General features: G+C 65.0%; 21 protein-coding genes and 1 rRNA gene. 20 read left to right on the top strand and 2 right to left on the bottom strand.

Annotated features, from left to right (window positions below):
* The 18 genes from ACLP4W_RS20800 to ACLP4W_RS20715 all read left to right on the top strand — a co-directional run.
* Window positions 1-743: GHMP family kinase ATP-binding protein (locus tag ACLP4W_RS20800; RefSeq protein WP_442389177.1), on the top strand; the 743-nt coding region annotated here is incomplete at its 5' end.
* A 267-nt stretch (window positions 744-1010) separates the two neighbouring features.
* A complete protein-coding gene (gene rho / locus ACLP4W_RS20795) occupies window positions 1011-2846 on the top strand; it encodes a transcription termination factor Rho (RefSeq protein WP_442389175.1) in 1836 nt (611 codons plus the stop codon).
* Between the two features lie 14 nt (window positions 2847-2860).
* The gene (gene fadD1, locus ACLP4W_RS20790) at window positions 2861-4429 is read left to right on the top strand and encodes a fatty-acid--CoA ligase FadD1 (protein WP_442389173.1); all 1569 of its coding nucleotides are present in this window, start codon (window positions 2861-2863) and stop codon (window positions 4427-4429) included.
* A gap of 244 nt (window positions 4430-4673) precedes the next feature.
* Window positions 4674-4913 (top strand): 50S ribosomal protein L31, encoded by a 240-nt coding sequence (gene rpmE / locus ACLP4W_RS20785; protein ID WP_442389171.1) that lies wholly within the window; start codon window positions 4674-4676, stop codon window positions 4911-4913.
* Window positions 4914-5026: 113 nt separating this feature from the next.
* Window positions 5027-6112 (top strand): peptide chain release factor 1, encoded by a 1086-nt coding sequence (prfA, locus tag ACLP4W_RS20780; RefSeq protein ID WP_442389169.1) that lies wholly within the window; start codon window positions 5027-5029, stop codon window positions 6110-6112.
* A complete protein-coding gene (gene prmC / locus ACLP4W_RS20775; RefSeq protein WP_442389167.1) occupies window positions 6109-6966 on the top strand; it encodes a peptide chain release factor N(5)-glutamine methyltransferase in 858 nt (285 codons plus the stop codon). The genes prfA and prmC overlap by 4 nt, the downstream gene beginning before the upstream one ends.
* On the top strand, window positions 6963-7613 hold the full coding sequence (locus tag ACLP4W_RS20770) for an L-threonylcarbamoyladenylate synthase (protein ID WP_442389165.1): 651 nt from the start codon (window positions 6963-6965) through the stop codon (window positions 7611-7613). The genes prmC and ACLP4W_RS20770 overlap by 4 nt, the downstream gene beginning before the upstream one ends.
* Window positions 7614-7643: 30 nt before the next feature.
* Window positions 7644-8864: a glycosyltransferase family 4 protein gene (locus tag ACLP4W_RS20765; RefSeq protein WP_442389163.1), complete on the top strand. Its 1221-nt coding sequence runs from the start codon at window positions 7644-7646 to the stop codon at window positions 8862-8864.
* Between the two features lie 220 nt (window positions 8865-9084).
* Entirely contained in the window at window positions 9085-9558 is a 474-nt protein-coding gene (locus ACLP4W_RS20760; RefSeq protein WP_442389161.1) for an ATP synthase subunit I, read from the top strand.
* Window positions 9551-10306: a F0F1 ATP synthase subunit A gene (gene atpB / locus ACLP4W_RS20755; RefSeq protein WP_442389159.1), complete on the top strand. Its 756-nt coding sequence runs from the start codon at window positions 9551-9553 to the stop codon at window positions 10304-10306. The genes ACLP4W_RS20760 and atpB overlap by 8 nt, the downstream gene beginning before the upstream one ends.
* A 98-nt stretch (window positions 10307-10404) precedes the next feature.
* A complete protein-coding gene (locus ACLP4W_RS20750) occupies window positions 10405-10650 on the top strand; it encodes a F0F1 ATP synthase subunit C (RefSeq protein ID WP_071509226.1) in 246 nt (81 codons plus the stop codon).
* Between the two features lie 20 nt (window positions 10651-10670).
* On the top strand, window positions 10671-11183 hold the full coding sequence (locus ACLP4W_RS20745) for a F0F1 ATP synthase subunit B (RefSeq protein WP_442389157.1): 513 nt from the start codon (window positions 10671-10673) through the stop codon (window positions 11181-11183).
* A gap of 6 nt (window positions 11184-11189) precedes the next feature.
* Window positions 11190-12539, top strand: a complete 1350-nt coding sequence (locus ACLP4W_RS20740) for a F0F1 ATP synthase subunit B/delta (protein ID WP_442389155.1) — start codon at window positions 11190-11192, stop codon at window positions 12537-12539.
* A 71-nt stretch (window positions 12540-12610) separates the two neighbouring features.
* Entirely contained in the window at window positions 12611-14266 is a 1656-nt protein-coding gene (gene atpA, locus ACLP4W_RS20735) for a F0F1 ATP synthase subunit alpha (protein WP_442389153.1), read from the top strand.
* Between the two features lie 6 nt (window positions 14267-14272).
* Window positions 14273-15190 carry a F0F1 ATP synthase subunit gamma gene (locus ACLP4W_RS20730; RefSeq protein WP_442389151.1) on the top strand — a complete coding sequence of 306 codons (918 nt, stop codon included), beginning with the start codon at window positions 14273-14275 and terminating at the stop codon, window positions 15188-15190.
* Window positions 15191-15212: 22 nt separating this feature from the next.
* Complete coding sequence (gene atpD / locus ACLP4W_RS20725; RefSeq protein WP_442389150.1) at window positions 15213-16664, top strand: F0F1 ATP synthase subunit beta; 1452 nt, start codon at window positions 15213-15215, stop codon at window positions 16662-16664.
* Between the two features lie 29 nt (window positions 16665-16693).
* Window positions 16694-17059 carry a F0F1 ATP synthase subunit epsilon gene (locus ACLP4W_RS20720; protein ID WP_442389148.1) on the top strand — a complete coding sequence of 122 codons (366 nt, stop codon included), beginning with the start codon at window positions 16694-16696 and terminating at the stop codon, window positions 17057-17059.
* A gap of 6 nt (window positions 17060-17065) precedes the next feature.
* A complete protein-coding gene (locus ACLP4W_RS20715) occupies window positions 17066-17509 on the top strand; it encodes a DUF2550 domain-containing protein (protein ID WP_442389146.1) in 444 nt (147 codons plus the stop codon).
* A gap of 9 nt (window positions 17510-17518) precedes the next feature.
* Here the strand turns inward: ACLP4W_RS20715 and ACLP4W_RS20710 are convergent, their stop codons facing one another.
* Both ACLP4W_RS20710 and ACLP4W_RS20705 read right to left on the bottom strand, forming a co-directional pair.
* Window positions 17519-17944, bottom strand: a complete 426-nt coding sequence (locus ACLP4W_RS20710) for a VOC family protein (protein WP_442389144.1) — start codon at window positions 17942-17944, stop codon at window positions 17519-17521.
* A 70-nt stretch (window positions 17945-18014) separates the two neighbouring features.
* Window positions 18015-18599 carry a cob(I)yrinic acid a,c-diamide adenosyltransferase gene (locus tag ACLP4W_RS20705; protein WP_442389142.1) on the bottom strand — a complete coding sequence of 195 codons (585 nt, stop codon included), beginning with the start codon at window positions 18597-18599 and terminating at the stop codon, window positions 18015-18017.
* 70 nt (window positions 18600-18669) lie between these two features.
* Between ACLP4W_RS20705 and murA the strand changes: the two genes are divergently transcribed.
* Window positions 18670-19923, top strand: a complete 1254-nt coding sequence (gene murA / locus ACLP4W_RS20700) for a UDP-N-acetylglucosamine 1-carboxyvinyltransferase (protein ID WP_442389141.1) — start codon at window positions 18670-18672, stop codon at window positions 19921-19923.
* A gap of 289 nt (window positions 19924-20212) precedes the next feature.
* Window positions 20213-20551: ribosomal RNA gene (locus ACLP4W_RS20695) — 16S ribosomal RNA — on the top strand; the annotation flags it as partial.

Genomic DNA, 20551 nt, shown 5'->3' with positions numbered 1-20551 from the left:
TGGTGCGCGCTGTCCGACGCGGGCTGCAGGCGGTGGGGGTCGGTGCCGCAGGCTTGGTGGTGCGCTGCCGCAACGCCATCCCGCATTCCCGCGGTCTCGGCTCCTCTGCGGCGGCCGTGGTCGGGGGTTCGGCGGCGGTGAACGGTCTTGTCGCACAGACGGATTCGACACCGCTAAGCGTAGCTCAGCTGATCCAGCTGTCGTCGGAGTTCGAGGGACACCCCGACAACGCCGCGGCCGCGGTGTTGGGCGGTGCGGTGGTTTCGTGGACCGACCGCACCGGTGATCGGCCCGACTACTTGGCGGTGCCGCTGCGGCTTCATCCCGATATCCGGCTGTTTTGCGCGATCCCCGAGGAGCGCTCGTTGACCGCGGAGACCCGGGTGCTACTGCCGGCCCAGGTCAGCCACGTCGACGCCAGGTTCAACGTCAGCCGTGCCGCGTTGCTGGTGGTGGCGCTGACCGAACGGCCGGATCTGCTGATGCCGGCCACCGAAGACCTGCTCCATCAACCGCAACGCGCCGCTGCGATGCCCGCTTCGGCGGAATATTTGCGGCTCTTGCGGCGTCATAAGCTGGCAGCGACGCTATCGGGGGCGGGTCCTTCGCTGATTGCGCTGAGCACAGCGGCAGGTTTGCCCCCGGAAGCGGTGGAGTACGGGGCCGCAAACGGATTCATTGTCACTGAGATGACCTCCGGCGAAGGAGTTCGCTGGAGCCCGGAAGTCACAGTCCGGGGTTAATCCACAGCGTGGCCGGAGGGTTTGCTTGCTTCCAACAAAGATGCGGGCTATCCTCGGAGCCGTCCAGCAATCGCAGCATCTGCATCTGCATCCATACTGCATTGCCGCTAGGACAACCACCAATTCTTCTCGTGGACGAGGTTCGCCGTTCTCTACGCCGATACAGGCGATCACCGTTGCAGAGTCGAAGATTGGGTGCACTCGGCAAATTGGCTGAATGCAACGACCCCTCGCATGACGTGATCAGCGAGGGAAGAAAGGAAATCCGTGACTGATACGGACCTGTTCACGGCTGACGAAAGTACCGACGGCGATCAGCTGTCGAATGCCGTGACCACAGACACACCGGACGGCAAAAGCAATCCCTCGGCCGGCTCCCTGTCCACCATGGTGCTGCCCGAGCTGCGCGCGCTGGCCAGCCAAGCCGGCGTCAAGGGGACGTCTGGTATGCGCAAGAACGAACTAATCGCCGCGTTACAGGAAATCAGGGGACAAGCCAACGGCGCTTCGGCGTCCGGTACCCCGGAGGACAGCGGCAAATCCGACACACCCACGGCCGAAGCACCGGCCGAGGCACCGGTGGCTCCAGGCGAACAGAACGGTTCATCAACCGAGGGCCCGCGCCGGGAACGACGTGGTGCCTCCCGCGAAGCGGGAGCGGCCGGCCGCACGACTGACGAAGCGGATCGCGACGGCACAGGCACCCGAAACGGTGGCGAGGCCAACAACCGCCAAGGGGGCCAACGGAACACCAAGTCCGAAGAGCGCGGGCAAGACGCCGGAAGCGACCAAAACGTTGATCAGCAGGGCTCGGGCGGACAGCAGTCGCGTGGCTCGAACCAGCAGGATGACGATGGCGAGGGGCGTCAGGGCCGGCGGGGACGCCGGTTCCGCGACCGCAGGCGCCGCGGCGAACGATCCGGTGAAGGCGCCGACACCGAACTGCGTGAGGACGACGTCGTCCAGCCGGTCGCCGGCATCCTTGACGTCCTCGACAATTACGCGTTCGTCCGCACCTCCGGCTACCTCGCCGGTCCGCACGACGTCTACGTGTCGATGAACATGGTGCGCAAGAACGGCCTGCGCCGCGGTGACGCGGTGACCGGGGCGGTTCGGGTGCCCCGGGACGGCGAACAGCCCAACCAGCGGCAGAAGTTCAACCCGCTGGTACGCCTGGACACCGTCAACGGCGGCTCGGTCGAGGACGCCAAGAAGCGGCCCGACTTCAGCAAACTGACGCCGTTGTACCCCAACCAGCGGCTTCGTCTGGAAACCACCCCGGAGCGGCTGACCACGCGGGTCATCGACCTGATCATGCCGATCGGCAAGGGCCAGCGCGCGCTGATCGTGTCGCCGCCCAAGGCGGGCAAGACGACGATCCTGCAGGACATCGCCAACGCGATCACCAAAAACAACCCCGAATGCCACCTCATGGTCGTGCTCGTCGACGAGCGGCCCGAGGAGGTCACCGACATGACGCGCTCGGTCAAGGGCGAGGTCATCGCCTCGACGTTCGACCGGCCGCCGTCCGACCACACCTCCGTGGCCGAGCTGGCCATCGAGCGCGCCAAGCGGCTCGTGGAGCAGGGCAAGGACGTCGTGGTGTTGCTGGACTCGATCACCCGCCTGGGGCGCGCCTACAACAACGCGTCGCCCGCGTCGGGCCGGATCCTGTCCGGTGGTGTCGACTCCACCGCGCTGTACCCGCCCAAGCGCTTCCTGGGCGCCGCACGCAACATCGAGGAAGGCGGTTCGCTGACCATCATCGCCACGGCGATGGTCGAGACCGGCTCCACCGGTGACACGGTCATCTTCGAGGAGTTCAAGGGCACCGGCAACGCCGAGCTCAAGCTGGACCGCAAGATCTCCGAACGCCGGGTCTTCCCCGCGGTCGACGTGAACCCCTCTGGTACGCGCAAAGACGAGCTGCTGCTGTCACCCGACGAGTTCGCCATCGTGCACAAGCTGCGCCGCGTGCTGTCGGGTCTGGATTCCCACCAGGCCATCGACCTGCTGATGTCGCAGCTGCGCAAGACGAAGAACAACTACGAATTCCTGGTTCAGGTGTCCAAGACGACGCCTGGGTCGATGGATAACGACTAGTCAACTCACCGGCCGTGGCGGAGACGCTGCAGCAACTGCTTCGCGAACGGCTGGGCCAGGACACGCCGGCGCTGAAGTTTGGCGAGCGGGTCTGGACCTGGCGTGAGCATCTGGCCGATGCCGCCGCGACCGCTGCAGCCCTGATTCGCGTCGCCGATCCGGACCGCCCAATGCACGTCGGCACGTTGCTGGGCAATACCCCCGAGATGCTCACGGCCATGGCATCGGCGGCGCTCGGCGGATACGTGCTGTGCGGTATCAACGACACCCGTCGCGGTGCTTTGCTGGCCAGGGACATCCTGCATGCCGACTGCCAGATCCTGCTCACCGATCCGGCGCACAAAGAGTTGCTGGGCGGTCTGGACCTGCCCGGTGTCCGGGTGTTCGACGTGTCCAGTGAGTCGTGGTCGGCGCTTCTGGGCGATGCCGGAACGCTGACCCCATATCGCGAGGTCGTGCCCACCGACACCGTCATGATGATCTTCACCTCCGGAACCAGCGGCGAACCCAAGGCGGTGCAGGTCACCCATCTGACGGTGCTGTTTGCCGGCCTCGCGCTGATCGCGCGGTTCGAGATCGATTCCTCCGACGTCTGCTACATGTCGATGCCGCTGTTTCACTCCAACGCGCTGCTGGCCGGCTGGAGCGTGGCGGTGGGCGCCGGCGCGGCCATGGTCCCCGCGACGTTCTCGGCTTCCGCTTTTCTCTCCGACCTGCGCCGGTGCGGGGCGACTTTCATGAACTACGTCGGCAAGCCCCTCGCCTACGTCCTGGCCACGCCGGAGCAACCCGATGACCACGACAACCCGCTTCGGGTCGCGTTCGGCAACGAGGCGAGCGATCGCGATATCGCCGAGTTCAGTCGCCGTTTCGACTGCACGGTGTGGGACGGCTTCGGGTCGACCGAGGGCGCCATCATCATCACCCGAGAAGACGGCTGCCCGCCCGGATCGCTCGGCCGGGGCTTTCCCGGCGTAGCCATCTACAACCCGGACACGCTGGCCGAGTGCCCCGCGGCGGTCTTCGGCGAGGATGGCGCCCTGACCAACGCCGAAGAGGCGATAGGGGAGCTGGTCAACACCACCGGCGCGGGGCTTTTTGCCGGGTACTACAACGACCCGCAGGCCACCGACGCGCGCCTTCGGCACGGCATGTACTGGTCCGGTGACCTGGCCTACCGGGACGCCGACGGGTGGATCTACTTCGCCGGACGCAGCGGTGAGTGGTTGCGGGTGGACGGGGAGAACATGACCACGGCGCCAATTGAGCGAATTCTGCAGAGGTTGACACCGGTCAGCCACGTCGCGGTGTATGCGGTTCCCGACGATCACGCCGGCGATCAGGTGATGGCGGCGATCGTGTTGAGCGACAACGCCGATCTGACGCCAGGGGAGTTCGGGCAGTTCCTGGCCGGTCAGCCCGACCTGTCACCCAAGGCCTGGCCCCGTTATGTCTGGCTCACCGATCGGCTGCCGACCACGGCGACCAACAAGATTCTCAAGCGGGAGCTGACCGCGCGCGGCGCGGCACCCGGCAGCGGTGTGTTCTGGGCGCGCATCGGGCGCAGCAGAATTTACCGCTAGTGCCGGGGTACCTCGACACTGCAACCGCGCACACGACACGCCGACGCAGGTGTGCGTGGTTGCAGTTTCGGCGCGAGCTTGCCCCGGGAATGCGCGGGCGCATCACGGTGTTTTGGGATGACGTAGGTTGACCTGGCATAATCGACGGTCGATAACCCAGAACCGGTTCAGGTTCGCAGGAGTTCATGCCCGACCGCCGGATCGCATACGGCGGGCCCGGGCCGCAACGATCGAAGAGGACATCATGAAAGCTGACATTCATCCCGCCTACGAGGAGACCACGGTGGTCTGCGGGTGCGGTAACACCTTCCAGACCCGCAGCACCAAGCCGGGAGGTCGCATCGTGGTCGAGGTTTGCTCGCAGTGCCATCCGTTCTACACCGGCAAGCAAAAGATCCTCGACAGCGGCGGTCGGGTGGCCCGCTTCGAAAAGCGCTACGGCAAGCGCAAGGCCGGGGCTGCCTCGGAGAACACTGAAAAATAGCTCGGTCACCGACGCCCGAACTGTGCGCAAACCCGCACAGACCGGGCGTCGGTTCGCGTTTGCGGTAAAAAGCTCGCAAAACGGGCTTGCAAAAACGGGTGAGGAGGTGTGACATGACGCAGCCGGTACAGACGATTGATGTGCTGCTTGCCGAGCACGCCGAGCTCGAGCATCAGCTGGCGGATCCCGAATTGCACAGCAAGCCCGACGAGGCGCGCAAAGCCGGGCGCCGATTCGCGCGATTGGCCCCGATCGTCGGCACTTACCGCAAGCTGGTGGCCGCGCGCGATGATCTAGAGACCGCGCGCGAGCTGGCCGTCGACGACGAGTCGTTCGCCGATGAGGTGGCCGAACTGGAATCACAGGTCGCCGAATTGGACACCCAACTCACCGACATGCTGGCACCGCGCGATCCACATGACGCCGACGACATCGTGCTCGAAGTCAAATCCGGTGAGGGCGGCGAAGAGTCGGCCTTGTTCGCCGCTGACCTGGCCAGGATGTACATCCGCTACGCCGAGCGGCATGGCTGGACGGTGACGGTGCTGGACGAAACCACCTCGGATCTGGGCGGTTACAAGGACGCGACGCTCGCAATTGCCAATAAGGGCGCCGGTGATGGCGACGCGGCCGACGGGGTGTGGTCGCGGATGAAGTTCGAGGGCGGGGTGCACCGGGTGCAGCGGGTCCCGGTGACGGAATCCCAAGGCCGCGTGCACACTTCAGCGGCGGGCGTGCTGGTTTATCCCGAACCCGAGGAAGTGGGCGAGGTGCAGATCGACGAATCGGATCTGCGCATCGACGTATACCGGTCTTCGGGGAAGGGCGGCCAAGGTGTTAATACCACCGACTCCGCGGTGCGGATCACGCATCTGCCCACCGGGATCGTCGTCACCTGTCAAAACGAACGCTCACAGCTGCAGAACAAGGCCCGTGCGTTGCAGGTGCTGGTGGCCCGCCTGCAGGCAATGGCCGAGGAACAGGCGCTGGCCGACGCGTCGGCCGACCGGGCCAGCCAGATCCGCACCGTGGACCGCAGCGAACGGATCCGCACCTACAACTACCCGGAAAACCGGATCACCGACCACCGAATCGGTTACAAGGCACACAACCTCGATCAGGTGCTCGACGGTGACCTGGACGCGATGTTCGACGCGCTGAGCGCCGCTGACAAGCAGTCCCGGCTGCAACAGGCATGACCCCGCTGCGGCGCGCGATCGACTCCGCTGCGGCGCAGCTCGCCAAGGCGGGGATCGATTCTGCGCGTTACGATGCCGAAGAGTTGGCCGCTCATCTGGTCGGCACCGAACGCGGTCGACTTGCCTTGCTCGAGTCGCCCGGCGACGAATTCTTCGGACGTTACCGTGCCATCGTGGCCGCGCGCTCGCGGCGAGTTCCGTTGCAGCATCTCACCGGGACGGCGGCGTTTGGGCCGGTGCTGCTGCGCGTCGGCCCCGGGGTGTTCATACCGCGCCCGGAAACCGAGGCCATCTTGGCATGGGCCACCGCGCAGCGGCTCCCGGCGCGGCCCGTGATCGTCGATTTGTGCACCGGCTCCGGCGCTTTGGCGGTGGCGCTGGCCCAACACCGGCCCGCGGCAAGGGTCATCGGCATCGACGACTCCGATGCGGCCCTCGAGTACGCGCGGCGCAACGCCGAGGGTACCGCCGTCGAACTCGTGCACGCCGACGTCACCGAGCTGGCCTCCAGGCCTGGCCTGCTAGCCGGACTTGACGGACTGGTCGACCTGGTCGTCGCCAACCCGCCTTACGTTCCCGACGATATCGTTCTTGAACCCGAAGTGGCCCAGCATGATCCGCCTCACGCGGTGTTCGGCGGCGCGGACGGGATGGCTGTGATCGCCGCCGTTGTGCGCCTCGCCGGGCGCTGGCTGCGCCCGGGCGGTCTGTTGGCCGTCGAGCATGATGACACCACATCGGCGCAGGCCGTCGAATTGGTCGAAACCACAGGGCTTTTCGAAGAGGTTCGGGCGCGCCATGATCTGGCCGGCCGGCCCAGGTTCGTGACGGCTTGCAGGAGAGAGCACCGATGACCGTGTTCGACTGTGCTGATCCCGACCAGCGTTCGCGCGGAATCGCCTCGGCGGTAGGGGCGCTCAAGGGCGGCCGGCTGGTTGTCATGCCGACGGACACCGTGTACGGCATCGGCGCCGACGCCTTCGACAGCGCCGCGGTGGCCGCGCTGCTCTCGGCAAAGGGACGGGGTCGAGACATGCCGGTGGGCGTGCTGGTGGGCTCCTGGCACACCATCGAGGGCCTCGTCTACACGATGCCTGATGGGGCGCGGGATCTGATCCGCGCATTCTGGCCGGGCGCCCTAAGCCTGGTGGTGTCGCAGGCGCCGTCGTTGCAGTGGGATCTCGGCGACGCCCGTGGCACCGTGATGCTGCGGATGCCGTTGCACCTCGTTGCCATTGAGTTGTTGCGTGAGGTGGGGCCCGTGGCGGTGTCCAGTGCCAACGTCTCCGGCCGCCGGCCGGCGGTGGACGCCGAAGAGGCGCGCAGCCAACTCGGCGATCTCGTCGACGTCTATCTGGACGCGGGTCCGTCGCAGCAGCAGGCCGCCTCCACGATCGTCGACCTGACCGGAGCCACCCCGCGCATCTTGCGCGCGGGTCCGGTGAGCGTTGAGCGGATCGCGGAAGTGCTCGGGCTGGACCCGGGAAATCTGATCGCCTAGCCGGCCAGCGCGTAATCGGGTCTCAGGTTGGTGCAGTACGGTCTCGTGGTGTCCAGCGACGTAATCATCCTTGCCGGTGGTTTGTTCGCTCTGTCTGACCGCGGTGCCGGTGTCCCCCTGCGCGAGCTCGCGTTGGTGGGACTGACCGCAGCGATCATCACCTACTTCGCGACCGGACCGGTGCGGGTGCTGGCCACCCGACTTGGCGCGGTCGCCTACCCGCGGGAACGCGACGTGCACGTGACGCCAACCCCACGGATGGGCGGGCTGGCGATGTTTCTCGGCGTTGTCGCGGCCGTCTTCCTGGCTTCTCAGCTTCCGGCGCTCACCCGAGGATTCGTCTATTCCAACGGCATGCCCGCGGTCCTGGTGGCCGGTGCGGTGATCATGGGAATCGGCCTGATCGACGACCGTTGGGGCCTGGACGCTCTGACGAAGTTCGCCGGCCAGATCACGGCGGCCAGCGTGCTGGTCACCATGGGCGTTGCCTGGAGCGTTCTGTACATCCCTATCGGCGGTGTCGGCACCATAGTGCTGGACCAAGCCTCGTCGATCCTGCTCACCCTGGCGCTGACCGTGTCGATCGTCAACGCGATGAACTTCGTCGACGGGCTCGACGGGCTGGCGGCCGGGCTGGGACTCATCACCGCGATGGCGATCTGCATGTTCTCCGTTGGCCTGCTGCGCGATCACGAGGGTGATGTGCTGTTCTATCCGCCCGCGGTGATTTCGGTGGTACTGGCGGGGGCCTGTTTGGGCTTCTTGCCGCACAACTTTCACCGGGCCAAGATCTTCATGGGCGATTCCGGCTCGATGCTGATCGGCTTGATGCTCGCCGCCGCCTCCACGACCGCTGCCGGCCCCGTCTCGCAGAACGCCTACGGCGCACGCGATGTGTTTGCTTTGCTGTCGCCGTTCCTGCTGGTGGTCGCTGTCATGTTCGTGCCGATGCTCGACCTCCTGCTGGCGATCGTGCGCCGCACCCGTGCCGGCCGCAGCGCATTCAGCCCGGACAAGATGCACTTGCACCACCGGTTGCTGCAAATCGGTCATTCGCATCGCCGGGTGGTGCTGCTGATCTATCTGTGGGTCGGCATTGTCGCGTTCGGCACCGCGAGCACGATTTTTTTCAACCCCCGTGATACGGGGGCGGTAATGCTCGGCGCAATTGTGATCGCCGGCGTGGCGACGGCGATCCCGCTGCTGCGCCGCCGCGACGACTACGAAGACGAGCGCTACGACACGAAGTAGTAGTCGTGTCTACCATGTGGTACGGTGCAGGTAGAACCCCGAAAACAGACCTCGCGGGTTGCCGGCCAGCCGGGCGCTTGTCCGATCGCGCCGATTCGCGACCGACATAGGGAGCTACCCCTTGGGTGATTCCAGCGCGACGACTGCGATACGCTCGGCGGGCCACCGATCGGTCGGTCGGGGGGTTTCCGTTCCGCTTACCTGGGATTGAGGTGCTGCAGTGACGACACCAGCGCAGGACGCGCCGTTGGTGTTTCCCTCTGTTGCTTTCCGCCCGGTTCTGCTTTTGGTGATCAGCGTTGGTATCACCGCCGTGGCAATGCTCGCCGCCGGATTGTCCGGTCACCTCATGGTCGGGGTGTTCTTCGGTGTCGGGTTGCTGCTGGGTTTGCTCAATGCCGTTCTGGTGCAGCGTTCGGTTGCATCGATCACCGCGAAAGAGCATCCGCTGAAAAGCTCGATGGCTCTTAACTCGGCAACGCGGCTGGCGATCATCACCGTCATCGGTCTGGCCATCGCCTACGTTTTCCGGCCTCAGGGATTGGGCGTTGTGTTCGGGCTGGCGCTCTTCCAGCTGCTACTGGTCGCGGCGACCGCGCTGCCGGTCTGGAAGAAGCTGCGCACGGCGGCTGCGGAGCCGGGGGCACTGTCCGGCCCGGAAGGGTCGGAGGAAAGGAGCACCGGCGGTGACTGAGACGATCCTGGCCGGTTCCCAAATCGAGGTCGGCGAGCACAACACCGCGACGTGGCTCGGAATGACCGTCAACACCGACACGGTGCTGTCGACCGCGATCGCGGCGGTGATCGTGATCGCGCTGGCCTTCTTCCTGCGCGCCAAGGTCACGTCGAGCGACGTACCCAGCGGAGTCCAATTGTTCTGGGAGGCCATCACCATACAGATGCGCAACCAGATCGAGAGCGCCATCGGTATGCGGATCGCGCCCTTCGTGCTGCCACTGGCCGTCACGATCTTCGTGTTCATCCTGATCTCCAACTGGCTGTCGGTGCTCCCGCTGCAATACACCGATAAATCCGGTCACACCACCGAGTTGCTCAAACCGGCGGCGGCGGACATTAATTACGTGCTGGCGCTGGCTCTTTTCGTGTTCGTCTGCTACAACGTGGCCGGGATCTGGCGCCGTGGCATCATCGGGCACCCGATCAAGGTGCTCAAGGGGCACGTGGCGTTCCTGGCGCCGATCAACCTGGTCGAAGAACTGGCCAAGCCGATCTCGTTGTCGCTCCGACTCTTCGGCAATATCTTCGCCGGCGGCATCCTGGTCGCGCTGATCGCGCTCTTCCCCCCATACATCATGTGGTTGCCCAACGCGATCTGGAAATCGTTCGACTTGTTCGTCGGGGCGATCCAGGCCTTCATCTTCTCGATTCTGACCATCTTGTACTTCAGCCAAGCCATGGAGTTGGACGAGCATCATGACTAGAACCGCGACGAATTGTCCCGGCCCACGGACCATTACAGGAGCCTGGTAGACCGCTACCAGATAAGCCAGCAGATAAAGCTGAATAAAGGAGGAAATGAATGGACCCCACTATCGCCGCCGGTGCTCTCATCGGCGGTGGGCTGATCATGGGCGGCGGTGCGATCGGCGCCGGTATCGGTGATGGTATCGCGGGTAACGCGCTGGTTTCGGGTATCGCCCGGCAACCCGAGGCGCAGGGCCGGTTGTTCACGCCGTTCTTCATCACCGTCGGTCTGGTTGAGGCGGCCTACTTCATCAACCTGGCGTTCATGGCGTTGTTCGTCTTCGCCACTCCCGTCACGTAGTTCGGCTGTGATGGGTTCTGATGCCTGAAGTGAGCCCTATTGTGCTGGCCGCAGGCCAGGCAGCAGAGGGAGGCAAGACCAGCAACTTCCTCGTTCCCAACGGCACGTTCTTCTTTGTGCTGGCCATCTTCCTCATCGTGCTCGGCGTCATCGGCACGTTCGTCGTGCCGCCGGTCCTGAAGGTGCTGCGCGAACGCGACGCCATGATCGCCAAGACCGCCGCCGACAACAAGAAGGCGTCCGAGCAGGTCGAGGCCGCCGAAGCCGATTACGAAAAGGCCATGACGGAAGCCCGCGTGCGGGCGTCTTCCTTCCGGGACAACGCCCGGGCGGAGGGTCGTAAGGTCGTCGAGGACGCGCGCGCCCGTGCCGAGCAAGAGGTGATGTCGACGTTGCAGGCGGCCTCGGAGCAATTGAAGCGGGAGAGGGACGCCGTGGAGCTGGATCTGCGCGACAACGTCGGGACCATGTCGGCGACCCTGGCCAGTCGAATCCTCGGCGTCGACGTCAACGTCTCACCCGCGGCGAGGTAAGCGACAATGGGGAATCCGTCCACCTTTGTCGGACAGCTGCTCGGCTTCGCGGTCATCGTATGGCTGGTGGTGCGGTACGTAGTGCCGCCAGTGCGCAAGTTGATGGACGCCCGCCAGGACGCGGTGCGCCAGCAGTTGACCGACGCGGCCTCGGCCGCCGAGCGGCTGACCGAGTCGACCACAGCCCACAGCAAGGCCGTGGAAACCGCGAAGTCGGAGGCGAAACGAGTCGTCGAAGAGGCTCAGACCGACGCGGGACGCGTCACCGAGCAATTTCAGGCCCAGGCCGAAGCCGAGGCGGAGCGCATCAAGGTACAGGGTGCGCGCCAGGTCGAGTTGCTGCGGACACAGCTGAGCCGTCAGCTTCGCCTGGAGCTCGGTCACGAATCTGTGCGCCAGGCGGGGGAATTGGTGCGCAACTACGTTGCCGACGCGGCGCAGCAGTCGGCCACCGTCGATCGGTTCTTGGACGATCTCGAGGCCATGGCGCCAGAATCCACCGAGGTCGAATACCCGTTGCTGACCAAGATGCGCGCGGCCAGCCGGCACGCACTGGGCAACCTGTCGGATCGGTTCCGCACCATAGCCGAGAACCTTGACAACAAAGCCCTTTCCACCCTTTCCAGCGAGCTGGTCGCGGTGGCCGAGACGCTGGACCGGGAAATCGTGGTCACCCGGTATCTCACAATGCCCGCCGAGGACGCGGCGCCCCGGGTCCGGTTGATCGAGCGGCTGGTATCCGGCAAGGTCGGCGACGCCACGCTCGACGTTCTGCGGGCAGCCGTTTCGGAGCGCTGGTCGGCCAACACCGACCTGATCGACGCGATCGAACACATGTCGCGGCAAGCCTTGCTGGAAGTCGCCGAACGCGAGGATCGGGTCGATGAGGTCGAAGACCAATTGTTCCGGTTTTCCCGTGTTGTCGACGCGCAGCCACGACTTGCCATCCTGTTGGGCGACTACGCCGTTCCGGCCGAGGGACGGGTTGGGTTGCTGCGCAACGTGCTTGAGAGCGCGAGCGGCCCGGTCAACCCGATCGCCACGGCACTGCTGACGCAGACCGTGGAGCTGTTGAGGGGCGAGCCAGCCGAGGAGGCCATGAAGTTCTTGGCCGAAATTGCGGTGGCGCGGCGTGGCGAAGTTGTCGCGGAGGTCAGTGCGGCCGCCGAGCTCAGCGCTGCCCAGCGCAAGCGTCTCACCGAAGTTCTCAGTCGCATCTACGGTAATCCGGTGACGGTGCAGCTGCAAATCGACGCCGAACGGCTGGGTGGGCTGTTGATCGCTGTGGCCGACGAGGTGATCGACGGGACGCTCTCGTCTCGTCTGGCCGCGGCCGAGGCCCAGTTGCCCGACTGAACACCGACTAGTCATCACCGACCCCACCAGAGACCCACGCGAACGAAGATCAAGTAGGAAGACGAAAAGCCATGGTCGAGTTGACAATCTCCGCTGGCGACGTTCAGAGCGCCATCGAGGAGTACGTAAGCTCCTTTACCTCCGACACCTCCCGTGAGGAAGTCGGTACCGTCGTCGACGCCGGCGACGGCATCGCGCACGTCGAGGGTCTGCCGTCCGTCATGACCCAGGAACTGCTCGAGTTCCCCGGTGGGGTCCTGGGCGTCGCGCTCAACCTCGACGAGCACAGCGTCGGCACGGTGATCCTGGGTGATTTCGAGACCATCGAACAGGGCCAGCAGGTCAAGCGCACCGGGGACGTCCTGTCGGTCCCCGTCGGGGATGCGTTCCTGGGCCGGGTGGTCAACCCGCTGGGCCGGCCGATCGACGGGCGCGGAGACATCGAGACCGACACGCGGCGCGCACTGGAGATCCAGGCGCCGTCGGTGGTGGAGCGCCAAGGGGTGAAAGAGCCCCTACAGACCGGGATCAAAGCCATCGACGCGATGACCCCGATCGGCCGCGGCCAGCGCCAGCTGATCATCGGCGACCGCAAGACCGGCAAGACGGCGGTCTGCGTCGACACCATCCTCAACCAGCGCAAGAACTGGGAGAGCGGCGACGAGCAGAAGCAGGTGCGCTGCGTGTACGTGGCCATCGGGCAGAAGGGCACCACCATCGCCAGCGTGCGCCGCGTTCTGGAGGAGGGCGGCGCGATGGACTACACCACCATTGTCGCGGCGCCGGCGTCGGACTCGGCGGGCTTCAAATGGCTTGCGCCGTATACCGGTTCGGCGATCGCACAGCACTGGATGTACGACGGCAAGCACGTACTGATCATCTTCGACGACCTGACCAAGCAGGCCGAGGCATACCGTGCCATCTCGCTGCTGCTGCGCCGTCCGCCGGGCCGCGAAGCCTACCCGGGTGACGTGTTCTACCTGCATTCGCGGTTGCTGGAGCGCTGCGCCAAGCTATCCGACGACCTCGGTGGCGGCTCGCTGACCGGCCTGCCGATCATCGAGACCAAGGCCAACGACATCTCAGCCTACATTCCCACCAACGTCATCTCGATCACCGACGGGCAGTGCTTCCTGGAGACCGACCTGTTCAACCAGGGTGTCCGGCCGGCCATCAACGTCGGTGTCTCGGTGTCCCGGGTCGGCGGCGCCGCGCAGATCAAAGCAATGAAAGAGGTGGCAGGAAGTCTCCGTCTCGATCTGTCGCAGTACCGCGAACTGGAAGCGTTCGCCGCGTTTGCTTCCGACTTGGACGCTACGTCCAAGGCGCAGCTGGAGCGGGGTGCCCGGCTGGTCGAGCTGCTCAAGCAACCGCAATCCCGCCCGATGCCTGTTGAGGAGCAGGTGGTCTCGATTTTCCTGGGCACCGGCGGTCACCTCGACTCGGTGCCGGTCGAGGACGTCAGGCGGTTCGAAACCGAACTGCTGGACCACATCCGGGCCTCCGAAGAGAAGATCCTGGCCATCATCCGGGACACCCAGAAGCTCGACGACGAAACCGCCGATGCGCTCACCGAGGTCATCAAGAAATTCAAGAAGGGCTTCGCGGGCTCGGGCGGCGTGTCGGTGGTGCCCGACGAGCACGTCGGGGCGCTGGCCGAGGAGAACCTGGCAAAGGAATCGGTGAAGGTCAAGAAGCCCGTGGTGGAGAAGAAGGAAAAGAAGTAGCAACCGATGGCTGCCACACTTCGCGAATTGCGCGGGCGGATCCGCTCGGCTGGGTCGATCAAGAAGATCACCAAGGCCCAGGAGTTGATCGCGACATCGCGCATCGGCAGGGCACAGGCTCGCCTCCGGTCCGCCAGGCCGTATGCCTTCGAGATCACCACGATGCTCACCACGCTGGCCGCCGAAGCCGCCCTCGATCATCCGCTGCTCGTCGAGCGACCGGAACCGAAGCGCGCTGGCGTGCTGGTGGTGTCGTCCGACCGCGGCCTGTGCGGTGCATACAACGCGAGCGTCTTCCGCCGCGCCGAGGAGCTGTTTTCCTTGCTGCGGGAAGAAGGCAAGACACCGGTGTTGTACGCCGTCGGCCGTAAAGCGCTGAATTACTACAAGTTCCGCAACTGGGACATCACCGAATCCTGGACGGGCTTCTCCGAGCAACCGAAGTACGAGAACGCCGCGGAGATCGCTTCGACCCTGGTCGGCGCGTTTATGCTCGGCACCGGTGATGAGGGCGAAAGTCGGTCCGACACCGAGGGCGTCGACGAGCTGCACATCATCTACACGGAGTTCAAGACGATGTTGTCCCAGTCGGCGGTGGCTCACCGGATTGCCCCGATGGTGGTGGAATACATCGAGGAAGAACCCAAACTGCACACCCTGTACTCGTTCGAGCCTGATGCGACAACGCTTTTCGGGGCGCTGCTACCGCGGTACCTGACCACCCGCGTGTATGCGGCGATGCTCGAATCCGCTGCATCCGAGCTGGCGTCGCGCCAGCGGGCGATGAAGTCGGCCACCGACAACGCCGACGACCTCATCAAGGCTCTGACGTTGGAGGCCAACCGCGAGCGGCAGGCCCAGATCACCCAGGAAATCAGCGAAATCGTCGGTGGCGCAAACGCGCTCGCCGATGCCGCCACGTAGCCCCACGAGGAAGCGAAAAGATATGAGTGCTACTGCCGAAAAGACCGGAAAGCCGACGGACACCGACACCAGTGGCCGCGTGGTACGGATCACCGGGCCCGTCGTCGACGTCGAGTTCCCGCGGGGTTCGGTGCCGGAGCTGTTCAACGCGCTGCACGCCGAGGTCACGTTCGAGGAGCTCGCGAAAACCCTCACGTTGGAGGTGGCGAACCATCTCGGCGACAACTTGGTGCGCACGATCTCAATGCAGCCCACCGATGGTCTGGTGCGCGGGGTTGAGGTGATCGACACGGGCGGCCCGATCTCCGTGCCGGTTGGTGAGGGTGTCAAGGGCCACGTCTTCAACGCGCTGGGCTACTGCCTGGACAAGCCGGGGTACGGAGAAGAATTCGAGCGCTGGTCGATTCACCGCAACCCGCCGGCCTTCGAGGAGCTCGAACCCCGTACCGAGATGCTCGAGACCGGCCTGAAGGTCGTCGACCTGCTGACCCCGTACGTACGTGGCGGCAAGATCGCCCTGTTCGGCGGTGCCGGGGTGGGCAAGACGGTGCTCATCCAGGAGATGATCAACCGTATTGCCCGTAACTTCGGTGGTACTTCGGTGTTCGCCGGTGTGGGGGAGCGCACCCGCGAGGGCAACGACCTGTGGGTCGAGCTTCAAGAAGCCAACGTGCTCAAGGACACCGCGCTGGTGTTCGGTCAGATGGATGAGCCCCCAGGCACCCGCATGCGGGTGGGGCTGTCCGCGCTGACGATGGCGGAGTGGTTCCGTGACGAAGCCGGCCAGGACGTGTTGCTGTTCATCGACAACATCTTCCGGTTCACCCAGGCCGGATCGGAGGTGTCGACGCTGCTCGGTCGGATGCCGTCGGCGGTGGGCTACCAGCCCACGCTGGCCGACGAAATGGGTCAGCTACAGGAGCGCATCACGTCAACGCGTGGACGGTCGATTACGTCGATGCAGGCGGTCTATGTGCCGGCCGACGACTACACCGACCCGGCGCCGGCGACGACGTTCGCGCACCTGGACGCCACCACCGAGCTGTCCCGTTCGGTGTTCTCCAAGGGCATCTTCCCCGCGGTCGACCCGCTGGCGTCGAGCTCGACCATCCTCGACCCCGGCGTGGTCGGTGAGGAGCATTACCGGGTGGCGCAGGAGGTCATCCGAATCCTGCAGCGGTACAAGGACCTTCAGGACATCATCGCCATCCTCGGCATCGACGAGCTGTCGGAAGAGGACAAGCAATTGGTCAACCGGGCCCGGCGCATTGAGCGGTTCCTCTCGCAGAACATGATGGCGGCCGAACAGTTCACCGGGCAGCCGGGTTCGACGGTCCCGCTGAAGGAGACCATCGAGGCGTTCGACCGCCTGACCAAGGGTGAGTTCGACCACGTACCCGAGCAGGCCTTCTTCCTGATCGGTGGCCTCGACGACCTGGCCAAGAAGGCCGAGAGCCTCGGCGCCAAACTGTAACTTCCGGTCGAGTCGAAAGGTGGTGTGGCATGGCCGAATTGAATGTCGAGATAGTCGCGGTCGACCGGAAGATCTGGTCTGGTGAGGCCACGTTCGTGTTCACCCGCACCACCGTCGGCGAGATCGGCATCCTGCCCCGCCACATCCCGCTGGTGGCCCAGTTGGTCGACGACGCCATGGTGCGCGTCGAACGGGACGGCGAAGACGATCTGCGGATCGCGGTCGACGGGGGCTTCCTGTCGGTAACCGAGGAGAGAGTCAGCATTCTGGCCGAATCCGCCGAGTTCGCGTCGGAGATCGACGAGGCCGCCGCCAAGGAGGATTCCGAGTCCGACGATCCCCACATCGCCGCCAGGGGACGCGCCAGACTGCGCGCCGTCGGCGCGATCGACTAGCCGCCGATGAGCGCGCCCATGGTCGGCATGGTCGTGCTCGTCCTCGTGTTAGGGGCGGCCGTCCTCGCCTTGAGTTATCGGCTGTGGAAACTCCGCCAGGGCGGAACAGCGGGGATCATGCGGGATATCCCCGCGGTCGGAGGTCACGGCTGGCGGCACGGCGTGATCCGCTACCGCGGCGAAGAGGCCGCTTTCTACCGGCTGTCCAGTCTGCGCCTGTGGCCGGATCGTCGGCTCAGCCGGCGAGGTGTGGAGATCGTGGCCAGGCGTGCGCCACGCGGCGACGAGTTCGACATCATGACCGATGCGATCGTCGTGCTGGAGTTGCGCGACACGACCCAGGACCGCCGGTCCGGTTACGAGATCGCGCTCGACAAGGGCGCATCGACCGCGTTCTTGTCCTGGCTGGAATCCCGTCCCTCACCCCGCGCGCGCCGTCGCAGCGTCTAGCCTGAAAAGCTAACTGGCCGAATGGGTCTGCCAGTCGGTGACGGTTTGGCATCCGTATTCTTCAGGGCGGACGTCACGCAATGTTTCGGTGAACTGCCAGCGGTGACCGGCGAGATCCGCGACGGTGCACTCGCGTTCGCCGTAGACACGGTCGATGGGCGCCTCCAGCACAGTCGCCCCAGCCGCCCGGGCACGTTCGAACTGGGCGGCAACGTCGGCTACCCGCACCTTGATCTCGTGCGTAACGATGCCGGACTGCGGCGGGTGCCGCTCACCTGCCACGTCCGCCACGATTATCGCGCCATCGGCGCCGATGCTCATCTGTGCCCGGTGGCTCTCGCCGATCCGGGTTCGCTCGGCAAATCCGAAGGCCGTCGTGAGCCAGTCGACCGCCGCTCGCACGTCGGGATAGACCAGCACGGGAATCACGGTCACCGGCGGGATAGACCGATTGTGTTTCAAGGCAATCCTGCTTTCGAAAGCGAGAAACCGCGAAAACCTGGCATCACTGCGCCTTTGGCTGACCGCCGCCGGGTTTCCAGAGCACATCGCCGCCGGGGTTGGCCGCCCGCGCCAGGATGAAAAGCAGGTCTGACAGTCGGTTCAGATATTTCGCCGGCAGTAAGCTGACCCCTTCCGGCTGAGCATCGACCGCGGCCCACGCCGAACGTTCAGCCCGGCGTACTACCGTGCGGGCGACGTGCAACAGCGCGGACAACGGCGAACCACCGGGCAGCACAAAGGAATTCAGCGGCGGCAAAGGCTCGTTGTATTTGTCACACCATCCTTCGAGCCGGTCGATGTAGGGCTGGGTGACACGCAGCGGAGGATATTCGGGGTGTTCCACCACAGGAGTCGACAGATCCGCGCCGGCGTCGAACAGGTCGTTCTGGATCTGCCGCAGCACACCCGCGATCTCCTGGTCGGGCTGACCGAGCGCGATCGCGACGCCGATGGCGGAGTTGGCCTCGTCGCAATCCGCGTACGCCACCAGGCGGGGGTCGTTCTTGGAGACCCGCGAGAAGTCGCTCAATCCCGTGGTTCCGTCGTCGCCGGTTCGCGTATAAATGCGGGTCAGGTGTATTGCCATGAGAAAACCGTACTCGGCTGACCGCCTCGGCTGACTGACAAGCCGATAGCGCTTCACTAGACTGACGCGGGTGGCTGAGCGATTCGTTGTGACCGGCGGCAATCGGTTGTCAGGCGAAGTCGCTGTGGGGGGCGCCAAGAACAGCGTGCTCAAGCTGATGGCCGCGACGCTGTTGGCCGAAGGCACCAGCACGATCACCAACTGCCCGGACATCCTCGATGTGCCGCTGATGGCGGAGGTGTTGCGTGGCCTGGGCGCCACCGTCGAACTCGACGGCGACGTTGCCCGGATCACCTCGCCCGACGAGCCGAAGTACGACGCCGACTTCGCGGCGGTTCGACAGTTCCGGGCCTCGGTCTGCGTGCTGGGGCCGCTGGTCGGTCGCTGCAAGCGGGCCAGGGTCGCGCTCCCGGGTGGTGACGCGATCGGATCGCGTCCACTCGACATGCATCAGGCGGGCCTGCGGCAGCTGGGCGCCCAATGCAACATCGAGCACGGCTGCGTGGTCGCCTCGGCAGACACGTTGCGCGGGGCGGAGATTCAGTTGGAGTTCCCCTCGGTGGGAGCGACCGAGAACATCCTGATGGCCGCGGTCCTGGCCGAAGGTGTCACGACGATTCACAATGCCGCGCGGGAACCCGACGTCGTCGATCTGTGCACGATGCTGAACCAGATGGGCGCACGGGTCGAAGGCGCGGGTTCGCCGACCATGACCATCACCGGAGTCCCGCGGATGCACCCGACCGAGCACCGCGTGATCGGGGACCGCATCGTCGCCGCCACCTGGGGCATCGCGGCGGCGATGACTCGCGGGGACATCTCGGTGACCGGCGTCGATCCGGCTCACCTCCAGGTGGTGCTGCACAAGCTGCACGACGCCGGGGCCACGGTCACCCAAACGGACAGCAGCTTCCGGGTGACCCAGTACGAGCGCCCGAAGGCCGCCAATGTCGCGACGTTGCCGTTCCCCGGGTTTCCGACCGATCTGCAGCCGATGGCGATCGCGCTGGCGTCGATCGCCGACGGCACATCAATGATCACGGAGAACGTGTTCGAGGCGCGCTTCCGGTTCGTCGAGGAGATGATCCGGCTCGGCGCCGACGCCCGCACCGACGGGCACCACGCCGTCGTGCGGGGTCTGCCGCAGCTCTCGAGTGCCCCGGTGTGGTGTTCGGACATCCGCGCCGGCGCCGGTCTGGTGCTGGCGGGCCTGGTCGCCGACGGCGACACCGAGGTCCACGACGTCTTCCACATCGACCGCGGCTATCCGTTATTCGTTGAGAACCTTGGGATTTTGGGAGCCGAGATCGAGCGGGTAGAGTAGCGCGAAGGTAATGCCCAGCAGGCGCGGTCACCACGTGAAGATGGCCGAAACCGGGGCTTGACTCCGCTGCCGGATCTGTATTAAGCTGGCAGGGTTGCCCCAAAGCGGGCGAAACAAGCAAGAGTGTTGTTTGAGAACTCAATAGTGTGTTTGGTGTTTTTGTTTGTTGTTGTTTTTTTGACCATATCTTGCACCCCCCGTGTGTGGGTATGGTCGCTTTTTGATGCCAGATATTGGCGTCTTGTCAGGTATCTCTGATTTGAATTCACCTCGTTTATCGAGGGGTTTTTGTTTGGAGAGTTTGATCCTGGCTCAGGACGAACGCTGGCGGCGTGCTTAACACATGCAAGTCGAACGGAAAGGTCTCTTCGGAGATACTCGAGTGGCGAACGGGTGAGTAACACGTGGGTAATCTGCCCTGCACTTTGGGATAAGCCTGGGAAACTGGGTCTAATACCGAATAGGACCCCGAGGCGCATGCCTTGGGGTGGAAAGCTTTTGCGGTGTGGGATGGGCCCGCGGCCTATCAGCTTGTTGGTGGGGTGATGGCCTACCAAGGCGACGACGGGTAGCCGGCCTGAGAGGGTGTCCGGCCACACTGGGACTGAGATACGGCCCAGACTCCTAC

It is taken from the genome of Mycobacterium sp., from assembly GCF_052145595.1.
GTDB lineage: Bacteria > Actinomycetota > Actinomycetes > Mycobacteriales > Mycobacteriaceae > Mycobacterium.
The sequence above is the reverse complement of the archived record's forward strand: the minus strand, read 5'-3'. Positions and strand labels throughout refer to the sequence as shown.

Excerpts from the sequence above, each read along its gene's own strand:
- rpmE (WP_442389171.1), top strand. The coding sequence starts at position 4,674 with ATGAAAGCTGACATTCATCCCGCCTACGAGGAGACCACGGTGGTCTGC.
- ACLP4W_RS20745 (WP_442389157.1), top strand. The coding sequence starts at position 10,671 with ATGCCTGAAGTGAGCCCTATTGTGCTGGCCGCAGGCCAGGCAGCAGAG.
- ACLP4W_RS20730 (WP_442389151.1), top strand. The coding sequence starts at position 14,273 with ATGGCTGCCACACTTCGCGAATTGCGCGGGCGGATCCGCTCGGCTGGG.
- prfA (WP_442389169.1), top strand. The coding sequence starts at position 5,027 with ATGACGCAGCCGGTACAGACGATTGATGTGCTGCTTGCCGAGCACGCC.
- atpD (WP_442389150.1), top strand. The coding sequence starts at position 15,213 with ATGAGTGCTACTGCCGAAAAGACCGGAAAGCCGACGGACACCGACACC.
- atpA (WP_442389153.1), top strand. The coding sequence starts at position 12,611 with ATGGTCGAGTTGACAATCTCCGCTGGCGACGTTCAGAGCGCCATCGAG.
- prmC (WP_442389167.1), top strand. The coding sequence starts at position 6,109 with ATGACCCCGCTGCGGCGCGCGATCGACTCCGCTGCGGCGCAGCTCGCC.
- ACLP4W_RS20750 (WP_071509226.1), top strand. The coding sequence starts at position 10,405 with ATGGACCCCACTATCGCCGCCGGTGCTCTCATCGGCGGTGGGCTGATC.
- ACLP4W_RS20770 (WP_442389165.1), top strand. The coding sequence starts at position 6,963 with ATGACCGTGTTCGACTGTGCTGATCCCGACCAGCGTTCGCGCGGAATC.
- ACLP4W_RS20715 (WP_442389146.1), top strand. The coding sequence starts at position 17,066 with ATGAGCGCGCCCATGGTCGGCATGGTCGTGCTCGTCCTCGTGTTAGGG.
- ACLP4W_RS20705 (WP_442389142.1), bottom strand. The coding sequence starts at position 18,599 with ATGGCAATACACCTGACCCGCATTTATACGCGAACCGGCGACGACGGA.
- ACLP4W_RS20720 (WP_442389148.1), top strand. The coding sequence starts at position 16,694 with ATGGCCGAATTGAATGTCGAGATAGTCGCGGTCGACCGGAAGATCTGG.
- ACLP4W_RS20740 (WP_442389155.1), top strand. The coding sequence starts at position 11,190 with ATGGGGAATCCGTCCACCTTTGTCGGACAGCTGCTCGGCTTCGCGGTC.